Source organism: Stutzerimonas sp. C6.4V (assembly GCF_058536345.1).
Map to the genome: position 1 here is coordinate 310472 of NZ_JBZUBM010000002.1, position 16328 is coordinate 326799.

Below are 16328 nucleotides of genomic sequence, written 5' to 3' on the forward strand. Positions count from 1 at the left end.
TAATGGCACGACGCTAGCAGCAGATCATAGCCCGTCCGTCTAAAGGCTTAGAACGGCATACATAAGGTATAGACCGATACGATGCCGGGGGCCTGCAGCCTCGCCCTGACCCTACCGCCTTGGGCCGGCCTCCGGCTAGTTCTATGCGACCGCAACACCGGTGACATCTGTCCGTTGCACGCGCGGGTCGAGACGGGTTTCGGCTAGAATGGCGCCATGCATGACGATCTCTCTCTTCTCCTGAACTCCCTCAACGATGCCCAGCGCCAGGCTGTAGCCGCGCCGCTGGGTCGTCAATTGGTCCTTGCCGGTGCCGGCTCGGGCAAGACGCGGGTGCTGGTGCACCGCATCGCCTGGCTGCACCAGGTGGAACGTGCATCATTGCATTCGATCCTTTCAGTGACCTTTACCAACAAGGCCGCCGCGGAAATGCGCCAGCGCATCGAGCAGCTGATGAAGGTCAACCCGCAAGGCATGTGGGTCGGCACCTTCCACGGCCTGGCCCATCGCCTGCTGCGCGCGCACTGGCAGGAAGCCAAGCTGGCGCAGAATTTCCAGATCCTCGATTCCGATGACCAGCAGCGCCTGGTCAAGCGGGTGATCCGCGAACTCGGCCTCGACGAGCAGCGTTGGCCGGCACGGCAGGCCCAGTGGTGGATCAACGGGCAGAAGGACGAAGGCTTAAGGCCCAAGCACATCCAGCCCAGCGGCGACCTGTTCCTGGCCACCATGCTGAGCATTTACCAGGCCTACGAAGAAGCCTGTGCCCGCGCCGGGGTCATCGACTTCTCCGAGCTGCTGCTGCGCGCGCTGGACCTGTGGCGCGACAACCCGGGCCTGCTCGACCATTACCAGCGACGCTTCCGCCACATCCTGGTGGACGAGTTCCAGGACACCAACGCCGTCCAGTACGCCTGGCTGCGCCTGTTGGCCAAGGGCGGCGACAGCCTGATGGTGGTGGGCGACGACGACCAGTCGATCTACGGCTGGCGCGGCGCTCGGGTCGAGAACCTGCACCAGTTCAGCGAAGACTTCCAGGACGCCGAAACCATCCGCCTGGAACAGAACTACCGCTCCACCGCCTGCATCCTCAAGGCCGCCAACGCGCTGATTGCCAACAACCAGGGCCGCCTGGGCAAGGAACTGTGGACCGAAGGCTGCGAGGGCGAGCCCATCAGCCTCTACGCCGCGTTCAATGAGCACGACGAAGCGCGCTACGTGGTCGAGAGCATCGAAAAAGCCATCCGCGACGGCATGAGCCGCAGCGAGATCGCCATTCTCTATCGCTCCAACGCCCAGTCGCGGGTACTCGAAGAAGCGCTGCTGCGTGAACGCATCCCCTATCGAATCTACGGCGGCCAGCGCTTCTTCGAACGCGCCGAGATCAAGAACGCCATGGCCTACCTGCGCCTGATCCAGGCGCGGGACAACGACGCGGCGCTGGAACGGGTGATCAACGTGCCGGCGCGCGGAATTGGTGAAAAGACCGTCGAGTGCCTGCGCCAGCTGGCGCGACAGCAGGAAACCTCGATGTGGGCCGCGCTGCACCAGGCCGTTGGCACCAAGGTGGTGTCGGGCCGTGCCGCCAGCGCGCTGAACGGCTTCGTCGAGTTGATCGACACGCTCGCGCTAAAGGTCGAAGGCATGCAGCTGCACAACATGGCGCAGCTGGTGATCGAGCAGTCCGGGCTGCTGGCCTATCACCGCGACGAGAAGGGCGAGAAGGCCCAGGCACGGGTAGAAAACCTCGAAGAACTGGTCTCCGCTGCGCGCGCCTTCGATCACTACAGTGAAGAGGAAGAAGACGAGCAGACCCCGCTTGCCGCTTTCCTCGACCACGCCTCGCTGGAAGCGGGCGAGCAGCAGGCCGGCGACCACGAGGACAGCGTGCAGCTGATGACCCTGCACAGCGCCAAGGGCCTGGAATTCCCGCTGGTGTTTCTCGTCGGCATGGAAGAAGGCCTGTTCCCGCACAAGATGAGCCTGGAAGAACCGGGCCGCCTGGAAGAGGAACGCCGCCTGGCCTACGTCGGCATCACCCGCGCCATGCAGCAGCTGATCGTGACCTACGCTGAAACCCGCAGGCTGTATGGCAGCGAGACCTACAACAAGATTTCGCGCTTCGTGCGGGAGTTGCCGCCCGCCCTGGTCAGCGAAGTGCGCCTGAGCAACACCGTCAGCCGCAGCTTCAATAGCCGTGGCATGAGCGGCGGCTCCCTGTTTGACGGCGCCAATGTGCCGGAAACCCCGTTCAATCTCGGTCAGCGCGTCCGCCATTCACTGTTCGGTGAGGGCACCATTCTCAATTTCGAAGGCTCCGGTGCTCAGGCAAGGGTCCAGGTAAATTTCGAGAGTGAAGGAAGCAAGTGGTTGATGCTCAGTTATGCCAAACTGGAAGCGCTATGACGTTAACGTCAACCCGTACCGATACTAATAAAATTCTCCAAAGGAACTAGCCATTCATGAAACGCCGTCACTTGTTTGGTGCCGCCGCTGCCCTGCTTGCCTCCCTCAGCCTTGCAGGCTGCAACGACGAGAAGAAAGTCGAACCCTCCGCCGAGCCGAAGGCTGCCGCCGCACAAGCGCCTGAGACCTTCAACTGGAAGATGGTCACCGCCTGGCCGAAGAACTATCCGGGCCTGGGCACTGCCGCCCAGCGTCTGGCTGACCGGGTCAGCGCCATGAGCGACGGCCGGCTGACCATCAAGGTCTATGCCGCCGGCGAGCTGGTGCCGGCACTTGAGGTCTTCGACGCCGTCTCGCGCGGCACGGCCGAAATGGGACACGGTGCCGCCTACTACTGGAAAGGCAAGGTCCCCACTGCGCAGTTCTTCACCTCGGTTCCGTTCGGCATGTCGACCAGTGAAATGAATGCCTGGTTGACCCGCGGCGGCGGTCAGGCGTTCTGGGACGAGGCCTATGCGCCTTATGGCATCAAACCCATGGTGGTCGGTAACACCGGCATGCAGATGGGTGGCTGGTTCAACAAGGAGATCAACTCGCTGCAGGACCTCAACGGCCTGAAGATCCGCACTCCGGGCCTGGGCGGCGAAGTGCTCAGCCGTCTCGGCGCGACCACCGTCAACATGCCCGGCGGCGAAGTGTTCACCGCGCTGCAGACCGGCGCGATCGATGCGACCGACTGGGTCAGCCCGTACAACGACCTTGCCTTTGGCCTGCACAAGGCCGCCAAGTACTACTACTACCCCGGCTGGCAGGAACCCCAGGCCGTGCTGGAGTTGCTGGTCAACCAGAAGGCCCTCGACAGCCTGCCGGACGACCTGCGCGCCATCCTCACCGAAGCTGCCCTCGCCGCCAGCCGCGACATGGTGGACGACTACGTCTACAACAACGCCATGGCCCTCGAGCAGTTGAAGCAGCAAGGCGCACAGCTCAAGCGTTTCCCCGATGAGGTGCTGAGCGCCATGCGCGAGCAGTCCGACGTCGTGCTTGGCGAGCTGGCCGCGCAAAGCGAGCTGAACGGCCGCATCTGGGCCTCGATGAAGGCGTTCCAGGCGCAGGTCAAGCCGATGCACGAGATATCCGAGAAAGAGCTGTATAACTGGCGTTGAGTCAGATGTCCGCTGCGCTTGCGGGCGAGCCTGCAAGCGCAGCGGAGCAAAAGCCCGAAACACTCTATGACTGGCGTGCCCGCACCGGGCCATGCACCATCAGCGCCGTATCATCATCCATTCAGGAATACCAAATGCAACGTGTGCTCAGCATTTTCATGGCCCTGTGTATCAGCCTGACCTTCAGCCTTGACGTTCACGCCAAGCGCTTCGGCGGCGGCAAGAGCTTCGGCTCGGCGCCCAGCCATCAGACTCGCCAGGCACCCCAACAGACTCAGGCAGCGCCCAACCAGGCTGGCCGTCAGACCCCCGCCGCAGCCAGTGGCGCGTCGCGCTGGCTCGGCCCCCTGGCCGGTCTAGCCGCCGGTGGCCTGCTGGCTTCGATGTTCATGGGTGATGGCTTCGAAGGCATCCAGTTCATGGATATCCTGATCTTCGGTCTGATCGCCTTCCTGCTGTTCCGCTTCCTCGCCGCGCGCCGTCGTCAGCAGCAGCCTGCCATGGCCGGACATGGTCACGGTAACGCACCGATGCAGCGTGAGATGCCTGCCCAGCAATCGATCTTCGGTGGCAGCAGTGCCGCTCGTGCAGCTGCCGCACCAGTGATCAACGCACCCGCCTGGTTCAACGAGCAGAACTTCGTCTCTGCCGCCCGTGAGCATTTCCTGTCACTGCAGCAGCACTGGGACGCCAACGAGATGGACAAGATCGGCGAGTTCGTCACACCGCAGCTGCTGGAGTTCCTCAAGCGCGAGCGTGCCGAGATCGGCGATGCCTACCAGTCCACTTACATCGATGACCTGCAGATTCAGCTCGACGGTGTGGACGATCAGGCCGACAAGACCGTTGCCACCCTGACCTTCGTCGGCGTGTCGAAGAACTCGCGTTTCGATCAGGGCGAGCCGTTCAGCGAAAGCTGGCGCATGGAGCGAGCCCAGGGCGAGAACCAGCCATGGCTGGTTGCCGGTATCCGCCAGAACGCCTGATTGCTGCACCGTAAAGCAGGCCCAGGCATGCCCGGGTCGGCGTAATACCAGCCCCGCCACTTCGGCGGGGTTTGTTTTTGGGCGAGCCAGCAGCGCCTCAACCGCAACAAACCGAAGCAAGCTCCTCGGCAAGCGCCTGAACCCTGTGGATGAATAGGCGTCTATGCTGTTCACCACAGCAATAGCCCAGAGGTCCTGTGTGTCAGGCAACATCGCAACAGGGTTCGGTGGCGGCGCCGAGGTAGGGTGCAGCAAGCCGTGTGACGCAGCCCAGCAGTGGGGTCACCCGCCATGAGTAGTGTCCGCCTTCCTTCCGTGGACAAGCTGTTGCGCGACCCGGCTTGCCAACCGCTGCAAGAGCGCTACGGCCGCCAAGCCTTGCTGACCACCCTGCGTGACCTGCTGGAGGAACTGCGCGAGCCTGCTCGCCACGGTCAGCTGGCCGCGCTGGAGCTGTCCGAAGCTGTGCTTGCAGGCCGCGCGGGCGAACGGCTCGCCAATCAACACCGTAGCCGCGTGCGGCGTGTATTCAACCTGACCGGCACGGTGCTGCATACCAACCTCGGCCGCGCCCTGCTGCCCGATGAAGCGATAGACGCGATCACCCTTGCGGCACGTTACCCGCTCAATCTCGAATTCGACCTCGCCACCGGCAAGCGCGGCGACCGCGATGACCTGATCGAGGGGTTGATTCGCGAGCTGACCGGCGCCGAGGCCGTCACGGTGGTCAACAACAACGCCGCCGCGGTACTGCTGGCGCTCAACAGCCTCGGCGCCCGCAAGGAAGGCATCATTTCCCGTGGTGAGCTGATCGAGATCGGCGGTGCCTTTCGCATCCCCGACATCATGGCCCGCGCCGGTGTGAAGCTGCATGAGGTGGGCACCACCAACCGCACCCACGCCACGGATTACGAAGCGGCCATTAATCCGCGCTCGGGCCTGCTGATGCGCGTGCACACCAGCAACTACAGCGTGCAGGGCTTTACCGCCAGCGTCGCCACCGCCGAACTGGCGCACATCGCCCATGCGCACGACCTGCCGCTGCTGGAAGACCTCGGCAGTGGCAGCCTGGTCGACCTCACGCGCTGGGGCCTGCCCAGGGAGTCCACCGTGCAGGAGGCGCTGCGCGACGGCGCCGACGTCGTCACCTTCAGCGGCGACAAGCTGCTCGGTGGCCCGCAGTCGGGGCTGATCGTCGGCAGCCGCGAGCTGATCCGGAGGATCAAGAAGAACCCACTCAAACGCGCCCTGCGCGTGGACAAGCTCACCCTCGCCGCGCTGGAAGCGGTGCTGAATCTATATCGTGATCCGGACAGCCTTGGCGAGCGCCTCACCAGCCTGCGCCTGCTGAGCCGATCCAGAGCAGACATCCGCGCACAGGCCTTGCGTATAGCGCCGGTGGTAGCCACCGCGCTGGGTGAAGGCTGGCAAGTCTACGCCTGTGACGCCCTGGGCATGATCGGCAGCGGCGCGCAGCCTGTCGCACGCCTGCCGAGCGTTGCCCTGTGCATCCGCCCTCTGCAAGCGCGTCGCCTGCGCGGTCGCAGCCTGCGCCAACTGGAAGAAGCGCTGCGCGGCCTGCCGATTCCGGTCCTCGGGCGCATCGCCGAGGACGCACTCTGGCTCGACCTGCGCCAGCTGGACGACGAACCGGCACTGCTGGAGCAACTGCCCCACCTGCAGCGGGAGCTGGCGTCATGATCATCGGAACCGCAGGCCATATCGACCACGGCAAGACCACCCTGCTCAAGGCGCTGACCGGGCAGGAGGGCGATCGTCGCCGCGAAGAGCAGCTGCGTGGCATCACCATCGATCTCGGCTACCTGTACGCCGCCCTGGATGGAGACGAACTCACCGGTTTCATCGACATGCCCGGCCACGAGCGCCTGGTGCACAACATGCTGGCCGGCGCCTGCGGCATCGACTGCGTGCTGCTGGTGATCGCCGCCGATGATGGCGTGATGCCACAGACCCGCGAGCATCTTTCGATCATCGAACTGCTGGGCATCCGCCGCGCCCTGGTGGCGCTGAGCAAGATCGACCGGGTCGAGCCCTCACGGGTCGAGGACGTTCGCCGGGAGATCCGCGACCTGCTGGCGCCGGGCGCGCTCGCTGATGCGCCGATCTTTCCCGTGTCCAGCCTCACCGGGGAAGGTATCGACGCGCTGCGTGACGCTCTTCTGAGGGAAGCCGACCAGATCCAGCAGCGCAGCGACGAGGGCTACTTCCGCCTCGCCATCGACCGCGCCTTCAGCGTCAGTGGCGCCGGAGTCGTGGTCACCGGCACCGCCTTTGCCGGACGGGTGCAGGTTGGTGACGAACTGGTGCTGAGCCCTGGCAGCCGCCCGGTGCGCGTACGCGGACTGCGCGCGCAGAATCGCGAAGCCCAGCAGGCCCGGGCCGGCCAGCGCATTGCCCTGAACATTGCCGGCGATCGGCTCTCGCTCGAGGACATCAGCCGCGGCGACTGGTTGCTGCACCCGGCACTGCAGGCAGAGACCCGGCGCATCGACATCGAATTCGTCCTGCTGCCAAGCGAAGCCCGTGCGCTCAAGCACTGGACGCCGGTGCACGTACACCTCGGCGCCCAGGACGTCACCGGGCGCATTGCCCTGCTCGAAGGGGAATGCCTGGCGCCCGGCGGCCATGTGCATGCACAGCTGCTGCTCAACGCGCCGGTGCATGCCGTGCATGGCGACCGGGTGGTGCTGCGCGACCAGTCCGCCCAGCGCACCCTGGGTGGCGGCCGCGTGCTCGACCCCTTCGCCCCACCGCGCAACCGCCATCGCCAGGCGCGCCTGGCGCAGCTGCGCGCGCTGTCCGGCGATACCCTCGAAGCCATCCTGCCGGCCCTGCTGTCGAGCGCCCTGAACGGCATCGAGCCGGCGGTGCTGGAACGCCAGTTCAATCGCCCGCGGCACACCTGGCAGCTCGGCGACGAGGCCGTTCAGATCCCGACCCGTCTGGGTCCGCGGCTGTTCGACCGCGGCACCTGGGATTACCTGCAACAGAGCCTGGTCGCCGCGCTCGGCCGTTTTCATGAACAGCAACCCGACGAGCTCGGCCCGGACCGCGACCGCCTGCGTCGCTTTGCCCTGCCCTTGCTCGAGCGCCCGGTCTTCATCGCCCTGCTCGATCAGGTACTGGCCAGCGGGGCGGTGGAAGCCAGTGGCCCCTGGCTGCACCTGCCGGGCCATCGACTGCGTCTCACCGAGGAAGAGGAGTCGCTCAAGGACCGCCTCTGGCCGCTGATCGACTCGGCCCGCTTCGACCCGCCCTGGGTGCGCGACCTGGCGCGCGAACTGGATGTGGAGGAAGAACGCATCCGTCTGCTGCTGCGCAAACTGGCCCGCATCGGCGCCCTGCAGCAGGTCGTCAAGGACCTGTTCTACCCCGAGGCGACCATCCGTCAACTGGCCAGCCAGATTCTGGAGATGGAAAGCCAGACCGGCGTCATTCGCGCTGCCGCCTTCCGCGACCAGATCCAGCTCGGCCGCAAACGCAGCATCCAGCTGCTCGAACACTTCGACCGAATCGGCTTTACCCGCCGCTTCGGCAATGAACGCAAGGTCCGCCGCGACAGCGCCTTGGCTTCGGAGACCGAGCTCAGTTAGCCTGAACCTCCTTTCCAGCTACACCCTTCCAGATAAAGGAAGGCAATCGCACCCGGTGGTGCGGCCGGGCTTCAAACCCGGTTGGGGGCGGCAGCCGTTCCCGGGTGGGTTCGACTCCCACTGCCTTCCGCCATTCCCTACCCTTCCGTCTTGCATCGCTGGCGCATTGGCTCGGCAAAGCTGCCGAGACCGGGGTGAAAAACAGCGCTGGATGGTTGCCTAAACTCCTAAGACAGACGTGCGGTTACCAGAGATGAGAAGCGCTGGACGGTGCGCGGCTGCCTCTCTCGCTAATCGCCGCTGTCTTTCAACAGCTCGTCGAATGTGCAGATTTCACCGCACTTATCCGGCGCATAGCCGGCCAGCTTGTCGATGTCCGCCAGAAAGGCGTCCGAGGTCATGGCCTGCAGCAATTGACGCACGTTGGGCTGGCGCAGCTGGGCTTCATGGCAGATCAGCAGATAGTGCTCCGTGGCCAGGCTGATGAACTCCAGCCCGAACTGCGCGGCGGCCGCCTCGACGCCGAAGCCGACGTCGGCCATACCGGCCGCCACGTAAGCGGCTACTGCCGTATGCGTAAATTCTTCCTGAGCCGCATTGACGATGTGTGTGCCATCGATGTGTTGCTCTTCGAGCAGCAGATTGAACAGGACACGGGTGCCGGAATGCTCATCACGATTGATGAAGCGAATCCCGGGGCGGGTCAGATCTGCCAACCCTTGGACCCGCTCACGCGTATCGGCTCGCAAGATCAGTCCCTGCCGTCGCGTCACGAAACGAATGACACGAAGGTCTTGTTCTGCAAGCTGGGCCTGGTAAACGGCCATGACGCGCTCAGCAAGCGGCGGGAAAGTGGGAACGTGGAAACTGGCAAGGTCACAGTCGCCCCGGTTGAGCGCGCTGAGCGCTTCAAGCGGGTTGCAATAACGCAGGTTCAGCTCGCCCGGCAGCTCCGCCAGCAGGGCGACCGCGTAACCATGGCTGGCGTGCAGCCGCAGCACTGGGTGTGCGCCTTCCAATAGCTGCTGAAGTTGATGGTTGAGTTCGGAGGCCATGCTGTCGAGCTGAGGCTCCAATCGCGCACGCAAGCGTTGATCCGACCACAGCAGCTGCTCACCCAGTGGCGATAATCGTGTGCCGTGGCCCTTGCGCATCTGCACCATCGGCATGCCGAAGAACTGCTCACCTCGGGTAAGCAGATTCCACGCATGTCGATACGAGATGTCCGCTTTTTTAGCCGCCTGCGTCAGCTTGCCGGAGTCATGAATACTCTCCAGCAAAGCGAAAACGATCGGATCAAGCAGCTCATCGTTTTCGTTCCTGAACAGCCAGGTCGGAGTAATGCGCAACCGTGACTTAAGCATTTTCGTTCATATTTTTTCGAGCTACCTGGGTATGTTAGGTTGCGTTTCACTGGCTGCAAGCTTAGCGCACCTAAGAACAATTATTCCTATATGCTCGAACTCGTGCTGGCGGTTGCCTGACCCCTACCGGCACGGTCGACCTCCTGATGAGGCAACCAGGTCATGTCTACTCCCCTCTCGTCAGCTACCAGTGCCTGGACGCCGGCCCTGATTCAGCAAGTGATCGACGACCACAAGTCGATGCCCGGCGCCATGCTCCCTACCCTTCACGCCCTTCAGGACCGCTTCGGTCATATCCCGGACGGCGCAGTTCCGCTCATTGCCGAGACCCTGAACTGCACACGTGCCGACGTGCACGGCATCATCAGCTTCTACCATCACTTCCGCACCCAGCCTGCGGGGCGCAACGTGATCCAGATCTGCCGCGCCGAGGCCTGTCAGGCCGTGGGCAGCCGCCAGCTGGAAGCGCATGTCAAAGCCTCGCTAAAGGTGGACTATCACCAGACCACCCAGGATCGCGAGATCACGCTGGAGCCCGTGTACTGCCTGGGCAACTGCGCCTGCGGTCCCGCCGTACAGATCAACAACGATGTCCATGGCCGCGTAACGCCAGAGCGTTTCGATGAACTGGCCGAAGAGCTGAAGACAGTTGCGGTGGAGGTGAAGTGGTGACTATTACCGTTTATGTTCCCTGTGATACCACCGCCCGTTCGCTGGGTGCCGACAAGGTCGCGCTGCGAATCGAACGTGCTGCAGCCGCCCGCTCGCAGGACGTGCGCGTCGTACGCAACGGCTCGCGCGGCCTGTTCTGGCTGGAACCGCTGGTCGAGATCGATACGCCCGATGGTCGAGTGGCTTTTGGTCCGGTGACACCCGAGGCCGTTGATGGCCTGGTCGAGGCAGGCTTGTTCGAAGGCCGGCAGGAGCACGCCCTGGCGCTCGGACTCACCGAGGAGATCGACTACCTCAAACGTCAGCAGCGGCTGACCTTTTCGCGCATCGGTATCACCGACCCGCTGTCGATCGACGACTACACGGCGCTGCGGGGATTCAATGGCCTGAAGGCGGCCCTGGGTCGTGACGGCCAGTCCATCGTCGATGAAGTGAAGACGTCCGGCCTGCGCGGCCGTGGCGGTGCAGCCTTCCCGACCGGCATCAAGTGGCAGACCGTGCTCAATGAGCCCGAGGGTCAGAAGTACATCGTCTGCAACGCCGACGAAGGAGACTCGGGGACCTTCGCCGACCGCCTGGTGATGGAATGCGACCCGTATATGCTGATCGAGGGCATGACCATCGCCGGCCTCGCCGTTGGCGCCGATCGCGGCTACATCTACCTGCGTTCCGAGTATCCGCTGGCCAAGGCCATTCTTGACGAGGCGATCGCCCGTGCAGTCAACGCCGGGTATCTGGGCGACAACCTGCTGGGCTCCGGCAAGGCGTTCAACCTGGAAGTTCGACTCGGTGCCGGCGCCTATATCTGCGGTGAAGAGACTTCGCTGCTCGAAAGCCTCGAAGGTCGCCGGGGGCTGGTTCGCGCCAAGCCACCGCTGCCGGCCATCGTCGGCCTGTTCGGTCGCCCGACCGTCGTCAACAACGTGCTGTCCTTCGCTGCCGTGCCCTTCATCATGGACCAGGGCGGCCAGGCCTACGCCGACTACGGCATGGGCCGTTCACGCGGCACGCTGGCCGTGCAGCTGGCCGGCAACGTGAAGCGTGGCGGTCTGATCGAGCTGGCGTTCGGTATCAGCCTGAAAACACTGATGGAAGACTTCGGTGGCGGTACGCGCAGCGGCCGCCCGCTCAAGGCCGTACAGGTGGGTGGCCCACTCGGCGCCTATCTGCCGGAAAGCCAGTGGGACAACCCGCTTGACTACGAAGCCTTCGCTGCATTCGGCGGAGTGGTCGGGCATGGGGGCGTGGTGATGTTCGATGACACCGTCGACATGGGCGAGCAGGCCCGCTTCGCCATGGAATTCTGCACGGTTGAATCCTGTGGCAAATGCACGCCCTGCCGGATCGGCGCCGTTCGCGGCGTTGAGGTCATCGACCGTATCCGTGCCGGTGAAAATGCCGAGAAGAACCTCGAACTGCTGTCGGATCTGTGCGAGACCATGGTCGATGGTTCCCTCTGCGCCATGGGTGGCATGACGCCGTTCCCGGTGCAGAGCGTGATGAAGCATTTCCCTGAAGATCTGACACCTCGACACGTCCCAGTGGCGGAGGGCATAGCATGCTGAACCATTTCGATCCCAAGCAATATCTGAAAGGCCAGGTCAACAGCTTCGACCCGGCCCTGTTCGACCGTGACCTGGGCACTCCGGCGCGGACCTCCGAGACGACAGTCAGCCTGGTAATCGACGGCGTTCAGATCAGCGTGCCGGAAGGCACCTCGGTCATGCGCGCCGCCGCCCTGGCAGGCATCACGGTGCCCAAGCTGTGCGCCACCGACAACCTGGAGGCCTTCGGCTCCTGCCGGATCTGCGCCGTAGAAATCGAGGGTCGCCGCGGCTACCCCGCTTCCTGCACCACGCCCGTCACCGAAGGCATGTCGGTCACCACGCAGAACAGCAAGCTGGCCAAGCTGCGTCGCAACATCATGGAGCTCTACATCTCCGATCACCCGCTGGACTGCCTGACATGCCCAGCCAACGGCGATTGCGAGCTGCAGGACATGGCCGGTGCCGTCGGCCTTCGCGAAGTGCGCTACGGCTTCGATGGCGCCAACCATCTGCATGCCGAGATCGACAACTCCAACCCATATTTCAGCTTCGATCCAAGCAAATGCATCGTCTGTTCCCGCTGTGTGCGTGCCTGCGGCGAAGTCCAGGGTACGTTCGCACTGACCATCGACGGCCGGGGCTTCGACTCCACCGTATCGGCCAGCCAGAAACAGCCGTTCATGGATTCGGAGTGCGTGTCATGCGGTGCCTGCGTTCAGGCGTGCCCGACCGCGACCCTGATGGAAAAGAGCGTCATCGAAGAAGGCGTGCCCGAGCACAGCGTGGTCACCACCTGTGCCTACTGTGGTGTGGGCTGCTCGTTCGAAGCGCAGATGAAGGGCGACAAGCTGATCCGCATGGTTCCGTACAAGGGCGGCGACGCCAACCATGGTCACTCCTGCGTCAAGGGCCGCTTCGCCTTTGGTTACGCGACCCACAAGGACCGCATTCGCGAGCCGATGATCCGCGACTCGATCGATCAGCCGTGGCGTGCGGTGTCCTGGGACGAAGCGCTGACCTTTGCCGCGCGTCGTCTGCGCGAGACCCAGGCCACCTACGGTCGGGACAGCGTCGGCGGCATCACTTCCTCGCGCTGCACCAACGAAGAAACCTATCTGGTTCAGAAACTGATCCGTGCCGCGTTCGGCAACAACAACACCGATACCTGCGCCCGCGTCTGCCACTCGCCGACGGGTTATGGCCTCAAGGCTACGCTGGGCGAGTCCGCCGGTACCCAGACGTTCGATTCGGTGATGAAAGCTGACGTCATATTGGTGATCGGGGCGAACCCTACGGACGCTCACCCGGTGTTTGCTTCGCAGATGAAACGTCGCCTGCGCCAGGGCGCCACCCTGATCGTCGCCGATCCACGGCGTATCGACCTGCTCAAGACGCCGCACGCGCAGAAAGGGCTGCACCTGGCTCTGAAACCAGGTACCAACGTCGCGCTGGTCAACGCGCTGGCCCACGTGGTCGTCACCGAAGGGCTGGAAGACAAGGCATTCATCGAAAGCCGCTGCGAAACCAACGCTTATCAGAAGTGGCGTGACTTCATCAGTGAGGCCCGCCATGCGCCGGAAGTCTCCGAAGCGGAAACCGGTGTGCCGGCTGGACTGGTGCGTCAGGCAGCTCGTACCTATGCCATGGCCGGCAACGGCGCCATCTACTACGGCCTGGGCGTGACCGAGCACAGCCAGGGCTCTACCACCGTCATGAGCATCGCAAACCTGGCCATGGCCACCGGCAACATCGGCCGTGAAGGCGTGGGCGTGAACCCGTTGCGCGGGCAGAACAATGTCCAGGGTTCGTGCGACATGGGCTCCTTCCCCCATGAATTGCCGGGCTACCAGCACGTTGCCGACCCGGAGGTGCGTCAGCGCTTCGAGCGCGCCTGGAACATCACCCTCGATGACGAGCCGGGCCTGCGTATTCCGAACATGTTCGATGCCGCCGTGGCGGGCAAATTCAAGGCGCTCTACGTACAGGGCGAAGACATCGCGCAATCGGACCCGAACACCCAGCACGTCGAGGCCGCGCTGTCGGCACTGGACTGCCTGATCGTTCAGAATATCTTCCTCAACGAGACCGCCAAGTACGCCCACGTGCTGCTGCCCGGTGCGACCTTCCTGGAGAAGAACGGCACCTTCACCAACGCCGAACGGCGCATCAATCGCGTTCGCCGCGTCATGCCGCCGCTTGCCGGCATGGAGGACTGGGAAGTCACGCAGGCGTTGTCCAACGCGCTCGGATATCCCATGAACTACAGCCATCCGTCCGAGATCATGGACGAGATCGCACAGCTGGCGCCTACGTTCACCGGCGTCAACTACAGCAAGCTGGAAGTCCTGGGCAGCATCCAGTGGCCGTGCAACGACGATTACCCGATGGGCACGCCGACCATGCATGGCGTGGATTTCCCGATCGGCAAAGGCAACTTCGCCATCACCGAGTACGTGGCCACCGAAGAGCGTGTCAACCGCCGTTACCCGCTGTTGCTCACCACCGGCCGTATCCTGAGCCAGTACAACGTGGGCGCGCAGACTCGCCGGACCGCCAACAGCGCCTGGCACGATGAAGATGTGCTGGAAATCCACCCGAACGACGCCGAGGACCGTGGCCTGAAGGATGGCGACTGGCTGGGTATTCGCAGCCGGGTTGGGCATACGGTGCTGCGCTGCCGGGTCAGTGATCGCATGGCACCGGGCGTGGTGTACACCACCTTCCACCATCCGGGCAGTGGCGCCAACGTCATCACCACCGATAACTCGGACTGGGCAACCAACTGTCCCGAATACAAGGTGACGGCGGTCCAGGTCGAGAAGGTCACGCAGCCATCGGATTGGCAGCAGCGCTTCCAGGACTTCGACCAGAAGCAGCAGCGCTATCTGGAACATGCCGAGACAGCGGAAGTGGCGCTCAAATGAGTGCCCTCTCCACGGGCCATGTCACAGGACAGGAGGACGCCTTGCATGAATGAGATGGATACGCTGGTCAAGATGGTGAATCAGATCACCGTGAACAATCGGCATCATCAGGACGATGCGCTCGCGGCCGAACAGATCGCGCTGCACCTGAAGAAATTCTGGGCGCGCCGGATGAAGGAACAGATCATCGACTACGCCGAGAACGACGGAACTGATCTGGACCCTATTGGCCGGTTGGCTGTGCTGCGGCTCAAGCGGATGTCGGATGAAGTGCGAGACTGGGCGGAAACGTCCGATGCGGGATAGCAGGTTCTGATGCAATGTTTGGCCACCCAAGGGTGGCCTTTTTTGTTCGGATGTCTGGGATAAAAGCGATCGCTGACGGAGCGCACGCAGGAAGATGTTGGTCTAGGATTGCTCCACGGAATACAGAGGAGACCAAGCATGCTGGCTACATTGCTTCCTACCCTGCAGGGACTGAACCTTCCGTTGCGCCTCCGTCTGTGGGACGGCAAGGAGATCGATATTGGCCCCGCCCCGTGCGTGACGCTGGAGATCAAGGACCCCAATCTGCTGCCCCAGCTCGCGCACCCAAGCCTCGACCTGCTCGGCGGCGCCTATGTAGAAGGGCAGATCGATCTGCACGGGCCGGTCGAAGAGATCATCCGCATCGGGGACGAAATCACCCGGGCCCTGGGCAACGCGAACGCGTCACTGCCAATACGTGAATCCCATGACAAGGCCACCGACGCCGAGGCCATTTCCTACCATTACGACCTGTCCAACGCCTTTTATCAGCTGTGGCTGGACCGGGACATGGTCTATTCCTGTGGCTATTTCGAGACCGGCACCGAAGACCTGGACCAGGCCCAGCAGGCCAAGCTCCGCCATCTGTGTCGCAAGCTGCGCCTGAAGCCCGGCGACCGGCTGCTGGACGTCGGTTGCGGCTGGGGTGGGCTGGCACGCTTTGCCGCGCGCGAATACGGTGCGCAGGTGTTGGGCATCACCCTGAGCCGGGAGCAGCTGAAGCTGGCCCGCGAGCGCGTGGCTGCCGAGGGGCTCGAGCGCCAGGTCCAGCTTGAACTGATGGATTACCGCGACCTGCCCCAGGGCGAGCAGTTCGACAAGATCGTCAGTGTGGGCATGTTCGAGCATGTCGGCCACGCCAACCTGCCGCTGTATTGCCGCCAGCTGTCCGCGCTGGTCCGCCCTGGCGGGCTGGTCATGAACCATGGCATCACGTCGCGGCATATCGACGGTCGGCCGGTCAGCCACGGCGCAGGGGAGTTCATCGACCATTACGTGTTTCCCCATGGCGAGTTGCCGCACCTGACCGAGATCGGCGCCTGTATCAGCGAATCGGGGCTGGAGATCGTCGATGTGGAAAGCCTGCGCCTGCACTATGCGCGCACGCTGCAGTTCTGGAGCGAGCGGCTTGAAGCTCGGCTGGACGAGGCTCGGCGAATGGTTCCGGAGCGCGCACTGCGGATCTGGCGAATCTATCTGGCCGGTTGCGCGTATGGATTCCGCCGCAACTGGATCAATCTGCATCAGATACTGGCAAGCAAGCCCCTGCCCGATGGTTCACACGAGCTGCCCTGGTCACGCGCCGATATATACCGGTGACATTCCGGCCTGGCGCTCGGGCG

Annotated in this window: 11 protein-coding genes and 1 tRNA gene; 11 read left to right on the forward strand and 1 reads right to left on the reverse strand. The window is 63.6% G+C overall.

The features are described from left to right. Nucleotides 1–216: 216 nt before the first annotated feature. The 6 genes from uvrD (at nucleotide 217) to AC4LFW_RS17320 (ending at nucleotide 8305) form a co-directional block, all read left to right on the forward strand. A complete protein-coding gene (gene uvrD / locus AC4LFW_RS17295; protein WP_491820641.1) occupies nucleotides 217–2406 on the forward strand; it encodes a DNA helicase II in 2190 nt (729 codons plus the stop codon). 56 nt (nucleotides 2407–2462) lie between these two features. Continuing rightward, nucleotides 2463–3572, forward strand: coding sequence for a TRAP transporter substrate-binding protein (locus tag AC4LFW_RS17300; RefSeq protein WP_491820642.1), 1110 nt, complete (start codon nucleotides 2463–2465; stop codon nucleotides 3570–3572). 134 nt (nucleotides 3573–3706) lie between these two features. Next, on the forward strand, nucleotides 3707–4558 hold the full coding sequence (locus AC4LFW_RS17305) for a Tim44 domain-containing protein (RefSeq protein ID WP_491820643.1): 852 nt from the start codon (nucleotides 3707–3709) through the stop codon (nucleotides 4556–4558). A 291-nt stretch (nucleotides 4559–4849) separates the two neighbouring features. Next, on the forward strand, nucleotides 4850–6259 hold the full coding sequence (gene selA, locus AC4LFW_RS17310) for an L-seryl-tRNA(Sec) selenium transferase (RefSeq protein WP_491820644.1): 1410 nt from the start codon (nucleotides 4850–4852) through the stop codon (nucleotides 6257–6259). Next, the gene (gene selB, locus AC4LFW_RS17315; protein WP_491820646.1) at nucleotides 6256–8172 is read left to right on the forward strand and encodes a selenocysteine-specific translation elongation factor; all 1917 of its coding nucleotides are present in this window, start codon (nucleotides 6256–6258) and stop codon (nucleotides 8170–8172) included. The genes selA and selB overlap by 4 nt, the downstream gene beginning before the upstream one ends. Before the next feature lie 37 nt (nucleotides 8173–8209). Then, nucleotides 8210–8305, forward strand: a tRNA-Sec gene (locus AC4LFW_RS17320). Between the two features lie 157 nt (nucleotides 8306–8462). Here the strand turns inward: AC4LFW_RS17320 and AC4LFW_RS17325 are convergent. After that, nucleotides 8463–9536: a substrate-binding domain-containing protein gene (locus AC4LFW_RS17325; protein ID WP_491820647.1), complete on the reverse strand. Its 1074-nt coding sequence runs from the start codon at nucleotides 9534–9536 to the stop codon at nucleotides 8463–8465. Nucleotides 9537–9698: 162 nt separating this feature from the next. Here AC4LFW_RS17325 and AC4LFW_RS17330 point away from each other — a divergent pair, with 162 nt between their 5' ends. The 5 genes from AC4LFW_RS17330 to cfaB all read left to right on the forward strand — a co-directional run bounded on the left by AC4LFW_RS17330 (nucleotide 9699) and on the right by cfaB (nucleotide 16305). Beyond that, complete coding sequence (locus tag AC4LFW_RS17330) at nucleotides 9699–10208, forward strand: formate dehydrogenase subunit gamma (RefSeq protein WP_491820649.1); 510 nt, start codon at nucleotides 9699–9701, stop codon at nucleotides 10206–10208. After that, nucleotides 10205–11773, forward strand: coding sequence for a formate dehydrogenase beta subunit (locus tag AC4LFW_RS17335; protein ID WP_491820650.1), 1569 nt, complete (start codon nucleotides 10205–10207; stop codon nucleotides 11771–11773). The genes AC4LFW_RS17330 and AC4LFW_RS17335 overlap by 4 nt, the downstream gene beginning before the upstream one ends. Further along, a complete protein-coding gene (gene fdhF / locus AC4LFW_RS17340; protein WP_491820652.1) occupies nucleotides 11767–14679 on the forward strand; it encodes a formate dehydrogenase subunit alpha in 2913 nt (970 codons plus the stop codon). The genes AC4LFW_RS17335 and fdhF overlap by 7 nt, the downstream gene beginning before the upstream one ends. 45 nt (nucleotides 14680–14724) lie before the next feature. Further along, nucleotides 14725–14985: a formate dehydrogenase subunit delta gene (locus AC4LFW_RS17345; protein WP_491820654.1), complete on the forward strand. Its 261-nt coding sequence runs from the start codon at nucleotides 14725–14727 to the stop codon at nucleotides 14983–14985. A gap of 138 nt (nucleotides 14986–15123) precedes the next feature. Next, nucleotides 15124–16305: a C17 cyclopropane fatty acid synthase CfaB gene (cfaB, locus tag AC4LFW_RS17350; protein ID WP_491820656.1), complete on the forward strand. Its 1182-nt coding sequence runs from the start codon at nucleotides 15124–15126 to the stop codon at nucleotides 16303–16305. Nucleotides 16306–16328 lie beyond the last annotated feature (23 nt).

What these genes read in the sequence shown, in the direction of transcription:
- uvrD (WP_491820641.1), top strand. Translation starts at nt 217, where the DNA reads ATGCATGACGATCTCTCTCTTCTCCTGAACTCCCTCAACGATGCCCAG.
- AC4LFW_RS17300 (WP_491820642.1), top strand. Translation starts at nt 2,463, where the DNA reads ATGAAACGCCGTCACTTGTTTGGTGCCGCCGCTGCCCTGCTTGCCTCC.
- AC4LFW_RS17305 (WP_491820643.1), top strand. Translation starts at nt 3,707, where the DNA reads ATGCAACGTGTGCTCAGCATTTTCATGGCCCTGTGTATCAGCCTGACC.
- selA (WP_491820644.1), top strand. Translation starts at nt 4,850, where the DNA reads ATGAGTAGTGTCCGCCTTCCTTCCGTGGACAAGCTGTTGCGCGACCCG.
- selB (WP_491820646.1), top strand. Translation starts at nt 6,256, where the DNA reads ATGATCATCGGAACCGCAGGCCATATCGACCACGGCAAGACCACCCTG.
- AC4LFW_RS17325 (WP_491820647.1), bottom strand. Translation starts at nt 9,536, where the DNA reads ATGCTTAAGTCACGGTTGCGCATTACTCCGACCTGGCTGTTCAGGAAC.
- AC4LFW_RS17330 (WP_491820649.1), top strand. Translation starts at nt 9,699, where the DNA reads ATGTCTACTCCCCTCTCGTCAGCTACCAGTGCCTGGACGCCGGCCCTG.
- fdhF (WP_491820652.1), top strand. Translation starts at nt 11,767, where the DNA reads ATGCTGAACCATTTCGATCCCAAGCAATATCTGAAAGGCCAGGTCAAC.
- AC4LFW_RS17345 (WP_491820654.1), top strand. Translation starts at nt 14,725, where the DNA reads ATGAATGAGATGGATACGCTGGTCAAGATGGTGAATCAGATCACCGTG.
- cfaB (WP_491820656.1), top strand. Translation starts at nt 15,124, where the DNA reads ATGCTGGCTACATTGCTTCCTACCCTGCAGGGACTGAACCTTCCGTTG.